The following is a 16,398-nucleotide window of genomic DNA, read 5'->3' on the forward strand; positions in this document are numbered from 1 at the left end:
CGCATATGACGCCGCAGCGCGGCTCGATGTTCCCGCGCACTTCTACAAATAGGTTATGCCGGAATTGTAGGAGATGCAGCCCCGCGAGGCTGGGAAAGCACTGCGGGGCCATTGAAGCAGGTGTTTATTAGAAAATAAACCGCACACCGGCTTCGACGCTGCGACCAGCTTCAGGAGCGTAGTCGCGCAGTAGTGAGGTGGAGTTGCGAATTTCTTCGTCGAGCAGGTTGCGGGCGCTGGCGAAGATCACCGCGTCGCTGCTGCCGATGTTGAAGTTGTAGTGGGCACTCAGGTCCATACGGGTATAGCCGTCGGTTTCTTCTTCGTAGGCGCCGGCGCGATCCTGGTCCGCAGCTTCGACTGTGCGCCATTCCCAACCCCACTGGTCGTACTCTGCTCCCAGGGCGAGACCCAGGCGCAGGGGAGGCATGCGCGGCACATCGGAACTCTCACCGGCGATATCTTCGTCGAAGCTCGCGCGCACAACATCGCCAAACAGAGTCAGGTAGAAGTTGCTGCGCAGGGGAAATTTCACCGAGGCTTCAGCACCGTAGAAGGTGGCATCGCGGTTGCCATAGGCGTAGATGGGCAGCTCTTCTTCAAACAACTCATTGGTGTTTTGCGCGTAGATGTAATCGCCGATGCGGTTGTAGAAGACGCTGGCTTCAATCTGCGCTGCATGCCAGCCACTGGCCGCTTCGTTGTGGTGGTGATAGCCCAACTCCAGATTAATGGATCGCTCTTTGTCCAGTTCACTGTTGCCAATTAAGTATGTGCCCTCGGCTAGGTGCTCGCCGTCGGCAAACAGCTCTTCGGCTACCGGGGCGCGTTCGGAGCGGGTGGCACCGACGCTGATATGCTGGTGCTCTTGCAGGAAGTACTGCAGGGTAGCGCTGGTGCTGAATAGGTTGAAGTCACGGTCTTCTTCGTACTCAGGATCGACATCGACACGCTCAATACGCGCGCCCAGGTCCAGGTGCCAGTTGCCCCATTCGCGTTCCTTCATGGTGAAGAGGCCGGCGCTGCGGGTGCGGGAGGGCTGGATAAATGCCCCTTCGTCAGAGGTAAAGTCTTTATCGGATAACTGCAGGCCATAGGCGCCACGCCACTCGCTACCGCTGTCGTGGGTGATTTCCAAGCGCCCTTCCCAGGCTTCGTTGGCATAGCGGGTACCGGCTGCGTCCTCTTCCAACTCTACGTGCTCGTAGTCGTTATAGCCGATACGCAGGCGTAACTTGTCCCAATAGTTGCTGTTGAAGCGGTGCTCGCCTTTGAGGTCGTAGCGAGTCTGCGCCATATCGATACGCACAGCTTCGACTTCGCTCTCCTCCTCATGCTCTTCGTGTTCCTCGTGATCGTCCTCGTCGTGCTCCTCATCATCGTGGTGGTGCTCGTGAGTGCCGAGAGGAATGCCGTAGTTGTTCTCAAGCTTGTTTACTGACAGACCGATATAGCCACTTTCAGTAATCCAGGAAACTCCACCGCTGTAGCTGTGGGCGCGGGCGTTGGTGTTGCCGACGTAGCCGTCGGTGTTGAATTCTTCCTCGTGCTCGCCTTCGTCCTCGTCGTGTTCTTCGTGTTCCTCGTGCTCGACAATAGCGAGGCCGGGAATTTCCGTGTCGTCATTTTCGCGGTAGACACCGTCGAAGTACCAGGCCAGCTGCCCGGCACCGCCGGTAAAGCGGAATACCGAGGCATCCTGGTTGTTGGCAGTGTCGTGGCGCATCTCAACCGCGCCTTCAACTTTCTCGGGTACGTCAGTGGGGATGCGACCGTCGATAATATTTACCACCCCACCGATAGCGCCGCTGCCGTAGCGTAGTGCCGCCGGTCCGCGCAGTATCTCGATGCGCTCCGCCAGTAGAGGTTCGATACTGGCGGCGTGATCGGCGCTGGTGTTGGAGGCGTCAGAGACATCCAGATTGTCGTTCAGGATCTTCACCCGGTTGGCGCTCTGGCCGCGAATAACCGGTAGGCCCACGCCACTGCCAAAGGAGGCGTTGGCCACTCCCGGCTGGTTCTTCAGGGTTTCGCCCAGGGTGGCGGAAGCGGCTTTGCGCAGGGTCTCGCCGGAGAGCACCGATACCGGGGCAGCTACTGCGTCGGCGGGCTTATCCAGGGGAGAAACGGTGACGTTAACTTCTTCCAGTTTGTTGCTGTCTTCTGCGGCGCAAATAGCGGGCACGGCCAAGCTGGCAATAGCCAGGGCTAAAGTATTGAACTTAGTCATTGTTTTTTATTCCTGTCACAGGCGGACAATGCCATACGCGCTCCAGCGCGGGCATTCATTAAAAAAATATCGGTTTTTGGGTGTTAGCTGAGTGACAGGAAGAAGGGAGGGGCGCGCGCACTCTGGCGCTCTGGCTGGCAATCGCGCGCGGTTGGCGCAGAGGGCCGTTCATAGTGACTTTGGGGCTCAGCCTGTACGAGCAATGGCTCGCTGCCGAGTGCTGCAGGTGAATGCATGCAACACAGGTCACACATCTCTACCTGGGTATTGCCCAGGTGAAAGTGCTCCGCCCACAGCGGCTGAGCTGCTACTACGGCGAGTAACAGGAACAGGCTGGCCCAGTAATGGGATTTTCGGCGCTTTAGAGTAACCATGCGGAGCATGATAGGGCTAAACAATTACGAATCAAGTTTCATCTGACACTAGAGAGCCACAGGGGATGTCATTCATCCTATAATTTGCGCCCTCTGTCTTATCGTGCAAATAAGGATCGCTTTCGATGCGTACAGCTAGCGTCACCCGTGACACCCTGGAAACCAAGATTCAAGTCAGCGTTAACCTGGACGGCCAAGGTCATGGCAAGTTCGCGACTGGGGTTCCTTTCCTGGAGCATATGCTCGATCAAATTGCCCGCCACGGCATGATCGACATGGACATTAGCTGCGATGGCGATATTCATATCGATGACCATCATACGGTGGAAGATATCGGCATTACCCTGGGCAAAGCCATTACCGAAGCGCTGGGGGATAAAAAGGGGATGACCCGTTACGGCCACAGCTATGTCCCATTGGATGAGGCGCTTTCCCGGGTCGTAATCGACTTCTCCGGGCGGCCCGGCCTGGTTATGGATGTGCCTTTCACCCAGAAGCGGATCGGCAATTTTGATACCGAACTGTTTTTTGAGTTCTTCCAGGGCTTCGTCAATCACGCGCTGGTAACAGTACATATTGACTGCCTGCGTGGCCACAACGCTCACCATCAGGTGGAAACTGTATTTAAAGCCTTTGGCCGCGCCCTGCGTATGGCGTTGACCCCGGACCCCCGTATGGCCGGCACCATGCCCTCCACCAAAGGAGTCTTGTGATGGGTAAGATTGCGGTACTCGATTACGGTATGGGCAACCTGCACTCGGTGGCCAGCGCCCTGAACAAGGTGGCGCCGGAGGCCGAGGTGGTGCTGGCGCAGACGCCGGAGCAGGCTGCGGGCGCAGAGCGCTTGGTGGTGCCCGGTGTGGGTGCCATTCGGGATTGTATGGCAGGGTTTGTCGAAGCGGGTTTTTCGCCGCTGCTTCGAGAGGCCATCAGTACGGGCACCCCGGTGCTGGGTATCTGTGTGGGTATGCAGATTATGATGCACCACAGCGAGGAGAATAATGGCGTTGATTGCCTGGCGATTTTCCCGGAGCCGGTGAAATTCTTCGGCGACAACATTCCCTCGGCGCAGAGTGCTGAACGGCTCAAGGTGCCCCATATGGGTTGGAACAGCGTTCAGCAGCGGCAGCCGCATCCCCTGTGGGCCGATATTGCCGATGGCAGCCGTTTCTACTTTGTCCACAGCTACTATGTGCCGGCTGCTGAAAACCCGGATATTGCCGGGCAAACTGAATACGGTGTCCCTCTGGCTGCCGCAGTTGCCAGGGAGAATATCTTTGCCACCCAGTTCCACCCAGAGAAGAGTGCTGAGGCTGGCTTGCAGCTACTAAAGAATTTTGTCCACTGGAACGGCCGGGCCCAATAAACCCAGCTCACCGATCACACTGAAATTACTGCCGACGTAAGAAAAGACATGATTGTAATTCCCGCGATTGATTTAAAAGACGGCCAATGCGTGCGCCTGCGCCAGGGCGAGATGGATGACGCCACTGTATTTTCCGATGATCCCCTGGCGACAGCACAGCACTGGGTGAACGAGGGAGCCAAGCGCCTGCACCTGGTGGACCTGAATGGTGCCTTCGCCGGCAATCCGGTGAACGGTGAAGCGGTAACTGCTATCGCCAAACAGTTTCCCGATTTACCGGTGCAAATTGGCGGAGGCATTCGCGATTTGCACACTATCGAGCGCTATCTGGATGCCGGTGTGCAGTGGGGGATTATCGGCACTGCGGCGGTAAAAAATCCCAAGCTGGTGGAAGAGGCGTGTCGCGAGTTCGAGGGCCATATTATTGTCGGGCTCGATGCTAAAGATGGTTTGGTGGCTACCGAGGGCTGGGCTGAGGTCTCCGAACTGAAGGCGACAGAATTGGCCAAGCGCTTTGCCGATTGTGGCGTCAGCTCTATTGTTTATACAGATATAGCCCGCGACGGCATGATGCAAGGCGTCAATATTGAGGCGACCCTGGAAATGGCCCGAGCAGTGCAGGTGCCTATTATTGCCTCTGGCGGTGTTAGCAGCATTGAGGATATCGAACAGCTGCTGGATGTCGGTGAAATCTACGGTGCGATTACCGGCAGGGCGATCTATGAAGACAAGTTGAACCTGCGCGAAGCGCAGCAGCTTTGCGACCAACGGAACAAGTAATGGCTCTGGCAAAACGTATTATTCCCTGTCTGGATGTAGACAACGGCCGCGTGGTGAAGGGCGTTAACTTTGTCGATATCCGCGATGCCGGCGATCCGGTGGAAATTGCCCGCCGCTACAACGAAGCCGGCGCGGATGAAGTCACTTTCCTCGATATCACCGCCACCCACGAACAGCGCGATACCATCCTGCACACCGTAGAGAAAATGGCCCACGAGGTGTTTATCCCCCTCACTGTCGGCGGCGGTGTGCGCACCTTGCAAGATATCCGCAATCTGTTGAATGCCGGTGCGGACAAGACTGCAATCAATTCTGCGGCGGTGAAAAATCCCGAGTTTGTACGCGAGGCCGCCGAGCGCTTTGGCAGCCAGTGTATTGTGGTGGCCATTGATGCCAAACAGGTAGGAGAGGGCCGCTGGGAGATCTTCACTCATGGCGGGCGCCAGCCCACTGGCATTGATGCAGTGGCTTGGGCTCGGCAGATGGCCGAATACGGTGCCGGCGAAATCCTGCTGACCAGTATGGATCGCGACGGCACCAAGAACGGTTTTGACCTGGCCCTGACCCGGGCGGTTACTGAGGCGGTTCAAGTGCCAGTCATTGCTTCCGGTGGTGTGGGAGATCTACAGCACCTGGCGGATGGCGTATTGCACGGCGGTGCGGATGCGGTATTGGCGGCGAGTATTTTTCACTTCGGCGAATACACCATTGCCGAAGCGAAAGCGTTTATGCACAGCGCAGGGATTGAAATGCGCTTGTAGGTAGGTGTAGGTCTTGCACGGCGGGCCCTGGGCCCGCCGTACTTTGCTTACTGCTGTTCGTCTGCGCGGGCAAGGCGCTCGCGCAAACCCCTGTCCCTGTGAGCGTAGAGATTGAGGCCCTTGAGTACATTGAGGGCTTCGAAGATTTGGTTGTCGCGATCCATCCAGTCTTCCCGTTCTTCCTGTTCTCTCGAGCGGTCTTCAGAAGTCCGGTCGGCACCACCGTTACCGTTGTCCAGATGCCCGGCCAAATCCGCTTCAGTGGGTCTGGGAGAGTCGTCCAAGCGGGTGACTTTCACCCGCTCTACCACGATATCCGGTGTGATGCCCTGGGCCTGGATTGAGCGGCCATTGGGGGTGAAGTAGAGCGCAGTTGTCAGCTTGATGGCGCGCTCATTATTGATAGGGATCACCGTTTGGACCGAGCCCTTGCCGAAGCTGTCGGTGCCCATCACCACTGCGCGGCGGTGGTCCTGTAGGGCGCCGGCGACAATTTCCGCTGCAGAGGCGGAGCCCGCGTTGATTAATACAACCAGCGGAGCGCCTTCGGTTAAATCGCCCGGCTCGGCGGAATAGCTCAGGTTGGCGGCTTCATTGCGACCTTCGGTGTAGACCACCAGGCCCTCTTCCAAAAATGCATCCGCTACTTCCACCGAGGATTGCAGCACGCCACCGGGGTTGTTGCGCAGGTCGATAACTAGCCCTTTCAGTGCGCCTTTCTTCTGCAACTTGATCAGCTCGTCGGCCACATCGGCGCCGGTGTCCAGCTGGAACTGGCTGATGCGCAGATAACCGTAGCCATCATCGAGGACTTTGCTGCGCACACTGCGCACGCGCACGGTGTCCCGCTTGAGAGTGACATCGAAAGGTTCTTTAAAACCTTTGCGAGCGATGGTCAAGGTGACACTGCTTCCTTTGGGCCCGCGCATCCACTCCACCGCTTCATCCAGGCTCACGCCCTTCATGGATTTGCCCGACAGGCGCAGTATGACATCGCCGGCCTTGAGGCCAGCGCGGGAGGCGGGGGTGTCGTCCATGGGGGTGACGACGGTGATATGGTCGTTTTCGATGCCCACCTCGATCCCGAGGCCGGCAAACTCGCCGGTGGTGTTGGCTTGCAAATCGTCAAAGGAGCGGCGATCAAGGTAGGAGGAGTGGGGGTCCAGGCCCTGCAGCATGCCTTTGATGGCATATTCCAGCAGGGTGCGGTCGTCCACTTCCTCGATATAGCCCTGGCGAATTTGCTCGAAAACTTTGGCAAAGCTGCGCAGATCTTCCAGCGGCAGGCGGGCTTCAGTGTCTGCAGCCACCTGGGGATGGCTGTCGCCGTCGGTTAAACCCATTAAAGGCAGGGCTGTCAGAGCGGCTGCGCCGATCAAGGTTGTCAGCGCCTTGGGGATAAACATGTTGTTGTGACCTCTGCCTTATTTCTTCGCTGCTTTGCGAAAGTGTAGACCGCAGAGATTGGCAGGGATTCTAAGCGGACGCCAAATTCTACAGTGTCACGATCTTAGTCGTCATAAGCCCAGGGGTCTTACACCTGGGTTGGCTCCCGCTCTTATTCTCTTTTGGCGATAAAAAAGCCGCTACGCCGCAGCTTTTCGTCGTGGTGCTTTCTCATTTAATTAGCACAGCGGCGGGAGTCGTGAGATGAAGTGGGGAGCATTAGGCGGGTGTGTAATCCCGATCGCTGTGATTTGCGAGGGGGCTCTATAACGGGTGCGTGGAAAATGCCCGGGATTTTGCGCCTCCTATTATGCCCTCTGTGCCAGCTCCGATCAGGAGCGGCACCAAACTGTAGGGTCCTGCGCTTTACCCCGATGGCGAATTTCGAAGTAAACACCGCTATGGCTGAGTCCGCCGCTATTGCCAACCCGAGCGATGGTGTCACCACTTTCCACCCACTCGCCAATATTGCGGGTGAGGGACTGGTTGTGGGCGTAGAGACTCATGTATTCCTCTCCATGATCCAGGATAACCAGCATGCCGTGGCCGCGCAGGTAATCGGAGAAAACCACGCGGCCGCGGTGGATCGCCCGCACCGGCTCCCCTTCATTGGCGCGCAAGGTGACACCTTTCCAAGTGATGCCATTGGCGCGGCGCTGTCCATAGGCATTGGCGCGGCGGCCATCAACAGGCCACTGCATCTTGCCCCGCTGGCGCGCAAAGGGTTTTTGCTCGCTGGGGTTTACCAGTGAGGCGATGGCGCGGCCTACTTCGTCGATCAATTTTTGCAGGCGTGTGCGATCCCCTTGGAGCTGCTTGAGTTCACCGCCGCCATCGGAGAGCCGCGCCGCCAGTTTATCCAGCGTGTCCTTGCGATTCTGCTGGGCGACGCGCAGTTTGCTCTGGCGTTTCTGCAGCTGCTCTCGCTCGGCTTTCAAGGTTTCGCGCTCGCGCTCAATGGAGGCGGATACGGTTTCCAGTGAGGTGAGGGTTTCCAGGTAAGTGTCTATGATGCGGCTGCGTTCTTGGAGGAAGTAATCGTGGTAGCGGAGATGGCGGGCGACGTTCTGTGGGTCTTGCTGGTTGAGCAGGAGCTTGATCTGCTCCTGTCGGCCTAGTCGGTATGCGGCGGCGATCTCCTGCTCGACCCGCCGCTGCATACTTCGTCGCGACTCTTGCAGTTGCTGTTGTTCTTGCTGGAGTTCTCGCAGCTTGTCCGAGCGGCTGCGCATATCCTGTTTGATCTTGTCTATGCGCTGGTGCAGCCCGGAAATATCTTTCTCGTTCTCTTCCAAATCCTTGAGCAATTGGTCGCGCTGGCCCCGCACCTGGTTGAGTTCCTGTTGCAGGGACTCAATGCGTTGCTTGATTTGCGCCAGGCGCGCCTGCTCATCTCCCTCTGCCTGGCTCCAGGCGGGTAGGGAAATCAGTGTGATCAGGAAGAGTACGAGAGTTTTCATCAGTCCATTTTTACCAAACTTTGGCCGGTCATTTCCGCGGGCTGTGGCAGATCCATCAACGCTAACATGGTTGGCGCTACATCCGCCAGACTACCTCCGTCACACATTTGCACATTGCGCTCGCCGATATAAACAAAAGGCACCGGCAGAGTGGAGTGCTGGGTGCTGACTTGGCCGGAGTTGGCGTCGAACATCTCTTCCACATTGCCGTGGTCGGCAGTAATCAGCACCTCGCCGCCGGCAGCCAGAGCGGCGTTTACGACGCGCTCTACACACTGGTCCAGGGCTTCGACGGCTTTTACTGCCGCCTCGAAAACACCGGTATGGCCGACCATATCGCCGTTGGCGTAGTTGCAGATAATGGCGTCGTACTCGCCGCTCTCAATCGCCGCTACCAGTTTGTCAGTGACAATTGGTGCATTCATTTCCGGTTGCAGATCGTAGGTAGCCACATCCGGTGACTTGATCAGTTCGCGGGTTTCGCCGTTGTAGGGCTCTTCGCGGCCGCCGCTGAAGAAGAAGGTAACGTGGGCGTACTTCTCTGTCTCGGCGATGCGCAGCTGGGTTTTGCCCTCTGCAGACAAGTACTCGCCGAGGGAGTTGACCAGGTTTTCTGGCGGGAAGGCACAGCTGGCGTGGATATCGGCAGCGTATTCGGTCGTCATGACGAAGTCCGCCAGCTGCGGTTTGGCTTTGCGCTCGAAGCCGCTGAAGTCCTGCTCGGTAAAAGCGCGGGTTAACTGGCGCGCGCGATCCGGGCGGAAATTCATAAAGATAAGGGCATCGCCGTCCTGGATCGGAGCGGGCTCGCCAATCACCGTTGGCGCGACAAACTCATCATTTTCACCGCGCTCATAGGCCGAGGCCAGTCCTGCCAGGGCGTCACTGGCACTGTGCTCTGCTGTACCCAGGGTCAGCATGTCGTAAACGGACTCGGTGCGCTCCCAGCGCTGGTCGCGATCCATGGCGAAGTAGCGCCCGGCCAGGGTAGCCATATGGGCATTGCCGACGGAGTCACACACCTGCATCAGGCGCGCCAGGGAGGGTTCGGCACTGCGCGGTGGGGTGTCGCGGCCATCGAGAAATGCGTGTACATAAATAGCGCGGGCGCCGCGCTGTGCCGCCAGGGTTATCATGGCAACAATATGATCTTCGTGGCTGTGTACGCCGCCTTCGGACAGGAGTCCCATAATATGGACGGCGCCGTTGTTGGCGATAGCCTTATCGACCGCAGTGGTGTAAGCGGTATTGCGGAAGAAGTCGCCGTCCTGGATGGCTTTGTTGATCCGGGTAAAGTTCTGGTAGACCACTCGACCAGCACCCAGTGTCATATGGCCGACTTCCGAGTTGCCCATTTGTCCATCGGGCAGGCCCACCGCCATCCCGGATGTCTGGATCAGGGTTTTTGGGCGGGTCGCCCAGATATTGTCCCAAACCGGAGACTTGGCTGCGTGAATCGCATTGTGCTCGGGATTGTCGCTGTGGCCGAAGCCGTCCAGAATCAGCAGGACCAGGGGGCGTTTTTGCGGGGCTTGCGTAGCGGCCATAGCGACAGTATTCCTCTTCCAAGGGTTAAATTGCGGACGCGGATTTTAACCTGTGGGGCTGGTATTTCACCATGTTATTTAGCTTAAGCCGGATTACAAAGAGGCTGGGGCGGAGGGATTTGGTTGATTAGAATTTCGCCATGATCGTGTATACTCCCGCCGGCATTGGGCGCCGTAGCGCCCTATTGATTACCACTTGAGGATTTTGGGGGCGAAGTGGATTTTCTCGACTTTTTAGCTGAGCAGTGGCTGTTGGTCGGCCTGCTTGTGGCATTGCTTTACGCATTTGTTTTGACTGAGCGATTCAAGTCTGGCGAGCCGGCATCACTTCATGAAGTGACCAAGCTGATCAATAGCGACGGGGCCAAGGTGCTGGATATTCGCGATCGCAGCGAGTTCACTGCCGGTCATATTGTCGACTCCCTGCATATTCCCCACGGGGATGTGGCTGAGCGCATTGCCGAGCTGGAACCGTTTAAAGACAAGACCATTATTGTCGCTGACAAGATGGGGCAGCACGCAGGTCCGGTGGGGCGCATGCTGAAACAGAAAGGTTTCCAAGTGCGTCGCCTGCAGGGCGGAATGAGCGAGTGGGCTAACCAGAACCTGCCTGTCGTTAAAGGCAAAGGTTAACCTGAAGTATCAGTTTGACGGAGTTTTGTCATGCAGAATGTTGTCATTTATTCCACCCGTTTCTGCCCCTACTGTATTCGCGCCAAGCAGCTACTGGATAGCAAGGGTGTCGCTTATCGCGAAATCCCTGTGGACAATAATCCCGGCTTGCGCGCAGAAATGGCTGACAAGGCGGGGCGCCGCTCGGTGCCGCAGATTTGGATTGGCGATAAGCATGTAGGTGGTTGCGACGACCTGATGGCGTTGGAGCGCGGTGGCCGACTCGACAAATTGCTGAAAGCAGCGGGATAAGCGGAAAACTGACGCGGCCGCCAACATGCGGTCCCCAATTTTTGCTATTTATCCGGTCTGGGCCTTGAAACGTTTTATCGAGGCCCCAACTGTTGAGTTATTACCGGAGTCTTTCTCACGGAAGGCATCAATAAACTTTTTATAATGAACAGGCTGTAACATGGCTGAAGAATTAAATGGCGCAGCGGCAAACGCAGAGGCTCCACAAGTACAATTTGCGATGCAACGCATCTACCTGAAAGACCTCTCCTTCGAAACCCCGATGGGTGCCGAGGTCTTCAAAAAGCAGTGGAAGCCCCAGGTTAATCAGGAGCTGAACACCAAGACCGCGAAGATCGAAGACGATCTGTACGAAGTGGCTCTGACCCTGACTATCACCGTAAAGCTGGAAGAAGACACCGCTTTCCTGGTGGAAGTAAAACAAGCTGGCCTGTTCGGTATCAAAGGTCTGGAAGGTCAACAGCTGGCCCAGGCCCTGAATACTGCCTGCCCGCAAATTCTGTTCCCCTACGCTCGCGAAGTGATCGATAACGCTGTAGTTAAAGGTTCTTTCCCGGCACTGATGTTGCCGCCGGTGAACTTCGACGCTCTGTTCGCTGCTGCCCTCGATAAGGCACAGAAAGAAGCAGAGGGCGCTCAAGCGAACGCTTAATTCGCTTTAGCCCAGCTGGCACGATAAAAAGGTCCCTTAGCGGGGCCTTTTTTTATATCTGTAATCTCTCCGGGGATAGCGTCCATTTTACTGACTATCCCTCCGCAACCGCAGCACAAACCTGGAGCCGCTTATGCAGTGGGATCTGCCAAACCCATTTATCACCACAGTGACGGTTGGCGCCAAACATGTGGATGGTCTGAGTCATGCCAACAATGCGGAATATGTGCGCTGGTGTGAGGCTACCGCCTGGGCGCACAGCGCAGCCCTGGGTCTGGATGTCACGAATTATCAGCAGCTTGACCGGGGAATGGCAATTCGTCATAGCGAGTATGACTATATACTGGCGGCCAGAGAGGGGGAGGAATTGCTGTTTGGCACCTGGCTCACTGAGGTGGACGGGCGTCTGAATATGACTCGCCGCTTTCAGGTGTTTCGCGCCGCCGATAAGGCATTGGTATTGCGGGCCGAATGGCGGATGGTGTGCATTGAGCTTTCCACTGGCAAGCCAAAACGTATGCCGGCGATCTTCAAGGAAATTTACAGTCCGGCAGTGACTGCCCCGGAGGCTGAAAAAAATGAGTGAAGAGTTTGTATCCCTGACCAACAATTCAGGGGCGCTTAAGGACAAGACCATCTTTATCACTGGTGCCAGTCGCGGCATCGGCCGGGCGATTGCCCTCAAATGCGCGGCGGATGGTGCCAATATCGTGATTGCCGCTAAGTCAGCAGAACCACATCCCAAGCTTCCGGGAACCATCTTCTCGGTGGCGGAGGAAGTGGAGAAAGCCGGCGGTAATGCCCTGGCCCTGCAGGTGGATGTGCGCGATGAGCAGCGAGTAGAGCAGGCTATGTCGGAGGCTGCCGAAAAATTTGGCGGCATCGACGCTGTGATTAATAATGCGGGCGCGATCAACCTGACCAATGTTGAGTCGACACCACCCAAGCGCTACGACCTGATGCAGAGTATCAATAGTCGCGCGGTGTATCTCACCGCCCACTTGGCGACTCCCTATCTGAAAAAAGCTGACAACGCTCATATTCTCAGCCTGTGCCCACCGCTGAATATCCAGCCCAAGTGGTTGGGGCCCTTCGCTCCTTACGCCCTGTCAAAATTTGGTATGACCATTCTCAGCCTGGGTTTGGCAGAAGAGCTGCGTGAGGCGGGGATCAGCGTGAACACCTTGTGGCCGCGCACACTGGTGGCCACCGCCGCGATTGAATTTGCGGTGGGTAGTCGTGATATGTTTGAGCAGAGCCGCAAGCCCTCGATTATGGCCGATGCGGCCTACGAGATACTGACGACTAAAGATGTTGCCTTGAGCGGTCGCCAGCTAATCGATGAAGAGCTGTTGGCAGAGCGCGGTGTGAAGGATTTCACCGGTTATGCCCACAATCCAGCCAATGCAGACAATTTAACCAAGGATTTATTTCTCGACTGACGCTGGCAGGGGGTATTTGTGAGCAGCGACAGCAAATTATTTAAAGACGCTCTCGGTGAAATGGGAGACGTTAAACCGCTGGCGCAGGAGCGCCGCGTCAATTTGCGCAAGGAGCCGAAGCAATCTGAGTCTATGTTGCGGGAGCGCCGCGCCGCTGCCACGCGCCTGACAGAGCGGGAAATGAACCCCCTGTCCGGTGAATATATTGATCTGGTAGAGCCATGGGATCCGTTGGAATTCAAGCGCGATGGTGTGCAAAACGGGGTCTATCGCAATTTGCGCCTGGGCAAATACAGCATAGATGCGCGCCTGGATTTACATCGCCACTCTGTGGAGATGGCGCGCAGGGCCGTGATGGAATTTATCCGTGATTGTGTTGAAGCGGATGTGCGCTGTGCCCTGATTACCCACGGTAAGGGTGAGGGGCGTAAGCAGCCGGCGTTATTGAAAAGCTGTATCAATCACTGGTTACCGCAGCTGCATGAAGTACTGGCTTTTCACAGTGCGCAACCCCAACACGGGGGCTTGGGAGCGACTTATCTGCTGCTGAGAAAGAGTGAACGCAAGCGGCAGGAGAATCTGGAGATACATCAAAAACGCCGTTAAGGTTCTTTTGTAACTTTTCTGTCACTTATGCAAATTAAGATGCGCCGCTGAGGCTTTCCCCTCAAGAGTGCTTTTTTAGACTCCTAAAGCTCATCTTTTTGATTCTTCTTGATTGTCATTCTGGCGACCCAATGGGTCGCCTTTTTTATAGGGTTGGGCCTGGCGGTAGCTGCGGTCTACTTGTTCAAACTCAATATAGGCACTGCCATCGGTATTGCTGATCATCATCTTGTTACCCACGATAACAATCAAATCAGACTTTCTCAGGGCATTGAGGTAATCGATCTCCAGTTCATCGCTGGGGTGTGCTCCCCCCATGCGCGCAATAGCGGGAATCCGCTCCCAGGTGAAAGCACCGCTGCTAGTGAGAGAAAAGCGCCCCAGGTATGGGTTGGTGCCACTGTTGCCCCTAACGTAACCAAATTGATCGCATTTGAAAAAGGGTCTATCCCGCCAAAACCTGCTCCAGCTCAGGGTTGAATCATAAGTGCGCCCGGAGTAGTACAAGCTCGATAGCACCCACTCGTGTTCACAGGCAGACCAAGCCGATCGTTGGAGTTGGGGAATAGGGGGATTGGGGGTGCTGCAGCCTGCAAGCACCAGGTTGCATACGATAATACTCAGTAGTAAGTAAAAAGCACGACGTGGCATGATGTCGTTCTCATTGATTTTGCGACATTTAACCTAAAAATTTACAGGTCTTCTGTGGCGGCGTTCAAGGTCCGGCCTTTACGTATTCTATATAGATATCACCGGAGGGGTCACGAAGTATCAAACGATTCCCGCGCGATTTGGTAAATGCCTGGCGAGTGGCGGCGAGGGCACCGAGGTAGGCATGTTCTTGCCGCAGCAAGGGTTCGGGGCCGCCCATCTTGGTAGAGACAAAGCTGGAGGTATCCCAAAGTAACTGCCCGTTATCGGTTACCTGCACCTCTCCCCGATAGGTGTTTATGCCACTCCTCCCCATGACATTGCCTTGGAGATTGCACACAAAGGTAAAGTCCGCAGGCCTCTGGATGTCGACCACCCCACCATTGACGCGCAAGCGTACCAGCTGCCACTTCTTACCACAGACCGCTCCCATACTGCCTGAAGATTGAACAACTTGGGCTTCTTCTATTCGGTTTGTTAGACATCCGCCGACAACTAATAGGGCTCCCAGAAGCCATATTTGTACCAACCTACTCATCGACGAATAACTCCCAAACACAAACCCTTCTCCAGCCCACACCCAAGCCAGCCACTTTTCGGCTTTCACAAAAGCTTAGTTGTTGGCTGCCGTGACGAGACGACAGCAGTGACAAGCTATGCTTGCACTGATGTAAAAAAATAGTATTTGGCCATCGATTAAAGGACGGTCGTCGATATGATCAGGCGCACCAAAATTGTTGCCACCCTGGGTCCAGCTACCGATAAAGAAGAAACACTTCGGCAATTAATCAAGGCCGGTGTGGATATGGTTCGCCTTAACTTCTCTCATGGAAAAATTGATGATCACCGGCGCCGGGCAAAATTTGTCCGTGAAGAAGCCGAGCGTCAGTGCAGACATATTGCCCTGCTGGGAGATTTACAGGGGCCCAAAATTCGTGTCGGAAAATTCACTGATGGGCGTATATATCTGCGCAAAGGTGAAGAATTTATTTTGGACCCTGATTGGGATAAAGAAAGTGGCAGTCCTGAAGGTGTTTGGGTTGATTATGAAGCACTCGCAGAAGACTGTAATGAGGGAGACTGCCTGTTACTGGATGACGGCCGATTGAGTTTGCGCATCAAAAAAATTATTGGTCTGTCATTAAAAACCGAGGTTGAAAATGGTGGCTGGTTATCTGATAGAAAGGGAATAAATAAGCAGGGAGGTGGCCTGACTGCGCCGGCACTGACAGAAAAAGACCATCGGGATATCAAAGTTGCCGCCGAGTTACAGGTAGATTATTTAGCCGTTTCTTTCCCTCGCGATGCTCGCGATATTCACAAAGCGAGAAAGTTACTCAGAGAGGCGGGTGGCACCGCACATATTATTGCCAAAATCGAAAGGGCTGAGGCGGTATCCAATGATGCTCGCCTTGAGAAGCTCATCTTGGCCAGTGATGCCATTATGGTAGCGCGCGGTGATCTCGCCGTGGAGATTGGTGATGCAGAATTAATGGGAGTACAAAAACATTTAATCAGCTATGCCCGCTATCTCAATCGGGTCGTTATTACTGCGACACAAATGATGGAGTCGATGATTTCGAGTCCGGTACCTACTCGAGCAGAAGTCTGCGATGTGGCTAATGCAGTACTGGATGGTACTGATGCGGTAATGTTATCTGCTGAGACAGCGGCAGGTGAATATCCTATTGAAACCGTTAAGCATATGGCTGAAGTGATTCTTGGGGCAGAAAAACACCGTAAAATTTATTCCACGCCGGAAAGCCTTCGCGGCGATTACCCTGCGGGTGATGCGTGTATCGCCATGGCCGCCATGATCATAGCGAATCATTGCCGTGAAATTAAAGCCATTATTTGCCAGACCGAAACTGGAAATACTGCGTTATTGATGTCGAGAGTATGTGCATTAATTCCTATTTACGCTTTTTGTCGGCACCAAAAGTGCTGTAATCGTGTAGCCCTCTACAGCGGCGTTGACCCTGTATTAATGGATGTTTCTAATATGGACGGCCCGCTGCGAGATCAAAAAGCAATTTCTTATTTGCTGGATCAGGAACTGCTAATTTCAGGGGACTTCGTTTTGATATCCCGGGGCTATCAACAGGATATTGGTGGTCACACCGATACCCTGCGTATTGTCCGCGTGCCCTGATACAAAC

At 55.4% G+C, this 16,398-nt stretch carries 18 protein-coding genes; 11 read left to right on the plus strand and 7 right to left on the minus strand.

Annotated features, from left to right (window positions below):
• Positions 1 to 127 precede the first annotated feature (127 nt).
• A complete protein-coding gene (locus ACJJI3_RS17735) occupies positions 128 to 2,230 on the minus strand; it encodes a TonB-dependent receptor (protein WP_444940438.1) in 2,103 nt (700 codons plus the stop codon).
• 83 nt (positions 2,231 to 2,313) lie between these two features.
• The gene (locus tag ACJJI3_RS17740) at positions 2,314 to 2,604 is read right to left on the minus strand and encodes a hypothetical protein (RefSeq protein WP_444940439.1); all 291 of its coding nucleotides are present in this window, start codon (positions 2,602 to 2,604) and stop codon (positions 2,314 to 2,316) included.
• 125 nt (positions 2,605 to 2,729) lie between these two features.
• Here ACJJI3_RS17740 and hisB point away from each other — a divergent pair, with 125 nt between their 5' ends.
• The 4 genes from hisB to hisF are packed head-to-tail and all read left to right on the plus strand — an operon-like array spanning position 2,730 to position 5,511.
• Positions 2,730 to 3,317: an imidazoleglycerol-phosphate dehydratase HisB gene (hisB, locus tag ACJJI3_RS17745; protein WP_282930763.1), complete on the plus strand. Its 588-nt coding sequence runs from the start codon at positions 2,730 to 2,732 to the stop codon at positions 3,315 to 3,317.
• Positions 3,317 to 3,970 carry an imidazole glycerol phosphate synthase subunit HisH gene (gene hisH, locus ACJJI3_RS17750; RefSeq protein ID WP_444940440.1) on the plus strand — a complete coding sequence of 218 codons (654 nt, stop codon included), beginning with the start codon at positions 3,317 to 3,319 and terminating at the stop codon, positions 3,968 to 3,970. The genes hisB and hisH overlap by 1 nt, the downstream gene beginning before the upstream one ends.
• A 48-nt stretch (positions 3,971 to 4,018) precedes the next feature.
• On the plus strand, positions 4,019 to 4,750 hold the full coding sequence (gene hisA, locus ACJJI3_RS17755; protein WP_444940441.1) for a 1-(5-phosphoribosyl)-5-[(5-phosphoribosylamino)methylideneamino]imidazole-4-carboxamide isomerase: 732 nt from the start codon (positions 4,019 to 4,021) through the stop codon (positions 4,748 to 4,750).
• A complete protein-coding gene (hisF, locus tag ACJJI3_RS17760) occupies positions 4,750 to 5,511 on the plus strand; it encodes an imidazole glycerol phosphate synthase subunit HisF (RefSeq protein ID WP_282930766.1) in 762 nt (253 codons plus the stop codon). The genes hisA and hisF overlap by 1 nt, the downstream gene beginning before the upstream one ends.
• 47 nt (positions 5,512 to 5,558) lie before the next feature.
• Here hisF and ACJJI3_RS17765 read toward each other — a convergent pair whose 3' ends face one another.
• The 3 genes from ACJJI3_RS17765 to gpmI all read right to left on the minus strand — a co-directional run bounded on the left by ACJJI3_RS17765 (position 5,559) and on the right by gpmI (position 9,964).
• Positions 5,559 to 6,917 (minus strand): S41 family peptidase, encoded by a 1,359-nt coding sequence (locus ACJJI3_RS17765; RefSeq protein ID WP_444934455.1) that lies wholly within the window; start codon positions 6,915 to 6,917, stop codon positions 5,559 to 5,561.
• A gap of 372 nt (positions 6,918 to 7,289) precedes the next feature.
• Positions 7,290 to 8,417 (minus strand): murein hydrolase activator EnvC family protein, encoded by a 1,128-nt coding sequence (locus tag ACJJI3_RS17770; protein ID WP_444940442.1) that lies wholly within the window; start codon positions 8,415 to 8,417, stop codon positions 7,290 to 7,292.
• Positions 8,417 to 9,964, minus strand: coding sequence for a 2,3-bisphosphoglycerate-independent phosphoglycerate mutase (gpmI, locus tag ACJJI3_RS17775; protein WP_444940443.1), 1,548 nt, complete (start codon positions 9,962 to 9,964; stop codon positions 8,417 to 8,419). The genes ACJJI3_RS17770 and gpmI overlap by 1 nt, the downstream gene beginning before the upstream one ends.
• Before the next feature lie 216 nt (positions 9,965 to 10,180).
• On the opposite strand from gpmI, the gene ACJJI3_RS17780 reads away from it, so the two are divergent.
• The 6 genes from ACJJI3_RS17780 to smrA all read left to right on the plus strand — a co-directional run bounded on the left by ACJJI3_RS17780 (position 10,181) and on the right by smrA (position 13,588).
• Positions 10,181 to 10,597, plus strand: a complete 417-nt coding sequence (locus ACJJI3_RS17780) for a rhodanese-like domain-containing protein (RefSeq protein WP_282930770.1) — start codon at positions 10,181 to 10,183, stop codon at positions 10,595 to 10,597.
• A gap of 30 nt (positions 10,598 to 10,627) precedes the next feature.
• Complete coding sequence (gene grxC, locus ACJJI3_RS17785) at positions 10,628 to 10,888, plus strand: glutaredoxin 3 (protein ID WP_444940444.1); 261 nt, start codon at positions 10,628 to 10,630, stop codon at positions 10,886 to 10,888.
• Between the two features lie 160 nt (positions 10,889 to 11,048).
• The gene (gene secB / locus ACJJI3_RS17790; protein WP_282930772.1) at positions 11,049 to 11,540 is read left to right on the plus strand and encodes a protein-export chaperone SecB; all 492 of its coding nucleotides are present in this window, start codon (positions 11,049 to 11,051) and stop codon (positions 11,538 to 11,540) included.
• Between the two features lie 133 nt (positions 11,541 to 11,673).
• Entirely contained in the window at positions 11,674 to 12,126 is a 453-nt protein-coding gene (locus ACJJI3_RS17795) for an acyl-CoA thioesterase (protein ID WP_444940445.1), read from the plus strand.
• Entirely contained in the window at positions 12,119 to 12,982 is an 864-nt protein-coding gene (locus ACJJI3_RS17800) for an SDR family oxidoreductase (RefSeq protein ID WP_282930774.1), read from the plus strand. The genes ACJJI3_RS17795 and ACJJI3_RS17800 overlap by 8 nt, the downstream gene beginning before the upstream one ends.
• A gap of 18 nt (positions 12,983 to 13,000) precedes the next feature.
• Positions 13,001 to 13,588 carry a DNA endonuclease SmrA gene (gene smrA / locus ACJJI3_RS17805; RefSeq protein ID WP_444892318.1) on the plus strand — a complete coding sequence of 196 codons (588 nt, stop codon included), beginning with the start codon at positions 13,001 to 13,003 and terminating at the stop codon, positions 13,586 to 13,588.
• 90 nt (positions 13,589 to 13,678) lie between these two features.
• Here smrA and ACJJI3_RS17810 read toward each other — a convergent pair whose 3' ends face one another.
• Both ACJJI3_RS17810 and ACJJI3_RS17815 read right to left on the minus strand, forming a co-directional pair.
• Positions 13,679 to 14,239 (minus strand): META domain-containing protein, encoded by a 561-nt coding sequence (locus ACJJI3_RS17810; RefSeq protein WP_282930776.1) that lies wholly within the window; start codon positions 14,237 to 14,239, stop codon positions 13,679 to 13,681.
• 64 nt (positions 14,240 to 14,303) lie between these two features.
• Complete coding sequence (locus ACJJI3_RS17815; protein WP_413663749.1) at positions 14,304 to 14,777, minus strand: META domain-containing protein; 474 nt, start codon at positions 14,775 to 14,777, stop codon at positions 14,304 to 14,306.
• 177 nt (positions 14,778 to 14,954) lie between these two features.
• On the opposite strand from ACJJI3_RS17815, the gene pyk reads away from it, so the two are divergent.
• Positions 14,955 to 16,391 carry a pyruvate kinase gene (gene pyk / locus ACJJI3_RS17820; RefSeq protein ID WP_413663748.1) on the plus strand — a complete coding sequence of 479 codons (1,437 nt, stop codon included), beginning with the start codon at positions 14,955 to 14,957 and terminating at the stop codon, positions 16,389 to 16,391.
• Positions 16,392 to 16,398 lie beyond the last annotated feature (7 nt).

Source organism: Microbulbifer maximicatervae (SeqCode) (assembly GCF_052466985.1).

Coding starts and splice junctions, on each gene's coding strand:
- ACJJI3_RS17735 (WP_444940438.1), bottom strand. CDS start 2,230: ATGACTAAGTTCAATACTTTAGCCCTGGCTATTGCCAGCTTGGCCGTG.
- ACJJI3_RS17740 (WP_444940439.1), bottom strand. CDS start 2,604: ATGGTTACTCTAAAGCGCCGAAAATCCCATTACTGGGCCAGCCTGTTC.
- hisB (WP_282930763.1), top strand. CDS start 2,730: ATGCGTACAGCTAGCGTCACCCGTGACACCCTGGAAACCAAGATTCAA.
- hisH (WP_444940440.1), top strand. CDS start 3,317: ATGGGTAAGATTGCGGTACTCGATTACGGTATGGGCAACCTGCACTCG.
- hisA (WP_444940441.1), top strand. CDS start 4,019: ATGATTGTAATTCCCGCGATTGATTTAAAAGACGGCCAATGCGTGCGC.
- hisF (WP_282930766.1), top strand. CDS start 4,750: ATGGCTCTGGCAAAACGTATTATTCCCTGTCTGGATGTAGACAACGGC.
- ACJJI3_RS17765 (WP_444934455.1), bottom strand. CDS start 6,917: ATGTTTATCCCCAAGGCGCTGACAACCTTGATCGGCGCAGCCGCTCTG.
- ACJJI3_RS17770 (WP_444940442.1), bottom strand. CDS start 8,417: ATGAAAACTCTCGTACTCTTCCTGATCACACTGATTTCCCTACCCGCC.
- gpmI (WP_444940443.1), bottom strand. CDS start 9,964: ATGGCCGCTACGCAAGCCCCGCAAAAACGCCCCCTGGTCCTGCTGATT.
- grxC (WP_444940444.1), top strand. CDS start 10,628: ATGCAGAATGTTGTCATTTATTCCACCCGTTTCTGCCCCTACTGTATT.
- secB (WP_282930772.1), top strand. CDS start 11,049: ATGGCTGAAGAATTAAATGGCGCAGCGGCAAACGCAGAGGCTCCACAA.
- ACJJI3_RS17795 (WP_444940445.1), top strand. CDS start 11,674: ATGCAGTGGGATCTGCCAAACCCATTTATCACCACAGTGACGGTTGGC.
- ACJJI3_RS17800 (WP_282930774.1), top strand. CDS start 12,119: ATGAGTGAAGAGTTTGTATCCCTGACCAACAATTCAGGGGCGCTTAAG.
- ACJJI3_RS17810 (WP_282930776.1), bottom strand. CDS start 14,239: ATGCCACGTCGTGCTTTTTACTTACTACTGAGTATTATCGTATGCAAC.
- ACJJI3_RS17815 (WP_413663749.1), bottom strand. CDS start 14,777: ATGAGTAGGTTGGTACAAATATGGCTTCTGGGAGCCCTATTAGTTGTC.
- pyk (WP_413663748.1), top strand. CDS start 14,955: ATGATCAGGCGCACCAAAATTGTTGCCACCCTGGGTCCAGCTACCGAT.